Below are 881 nucleotides of genomic sequence, written 5' to 3' on the forward strand. Positions count from 1 at the left end.
TACGGGGGGATGGAGGCTTCGGACCTGAAGCGGCTGCGCGCGCTGGAGGAGGAGAATCGCCGGCTCAAGCACATGTACGCGGATCTGAGCCTGGATCACAAGATCCTGAAGGAGATCGTCGAAAAAAGCTCTGAGCGCCAGGGCGCGGCGCGCCCTGGCGGGTGAGTCCATGGCCGAGGGTGTGAGCAAGCGGCGCGTCTGTCGACTGCTCGGGCTAAGCCGTTCGGTGCTCGACGATCACGCTCGCCCGCGTGACGACGGGCCGCTGATCAAGGCGCTGAGCGCGCTGGCCGAGCGCCATCCATCCGCCGGGTTCCGCAAGCGCTATGTGCGGCTGCGCCGCGCCGGACATCCCTGGAACCACAAGCGGGTCTGGCGGGTGTATTGCGCGCTCAAGCTCAATCTGCGGCGTCGGCGTAAGCGGCTCCGTGCGCTCCGCCCGCCGCAACCGCTGGTGCAACCGATCCGTCCCAACCTGCAATGGTCGGCCGATTTCATGAGCGATGCGCTGAGCAGCGGCATGAGTTATCGCACCTTCAACCTCATCGACGACTTCAACCGTGAGGCGCTGCGTATCGAGGTCGACGTCTCGCTGACCTCGGCGCGCGTCATTCGCGTGCTCGAACAGGTCATCAGTGTCCGGGGGCGCCCCGAGCGTCTGCGTCTCGACAACGGACCGGAGTTCACCAGCACCGCCTTCCAACGGTGGGCCGCCGAACGTGGCATCGCCCTCGACTTTATCAGCCCCGGGAAACCGACCCAGAACGGCTTCATCGAGCGCTTCAACGGCAGCTTCCGCCGCGAGGTCCTCGATGCCTGGCTCTTCAACACCCTCGAGGAGGTTCGCCAACAGGCAGAAGACTGGCTCGACGAATACAACC

1 protein-coding gene is annotated in these 881 nt (G+C 65.4%); it reads left to right on the forward strand.

Annotation, left to right across the window (positions count from 1 at the left end; all coding sequences use genetic code 11):
* Positions 1-169 precede the first annotated feature (169 nt).
* Positions 170-881: IS3 family transposase (locus tag EBL85_RS16835; protein ID WP_123143512.1), on the forward strand; the 712-nt coding region annotated here is incomplete at its 3' end.

Source organism: Marichromatium sp. AB32 (genome assembly GCF_003718675.1).
GTDB classification, from domain to species: Bacteria; Pseudomonadota; Gammaproteobacteria; order Chromatiales; family Chromatiaceae; genus Marichromatium; species Marichromatium gracile.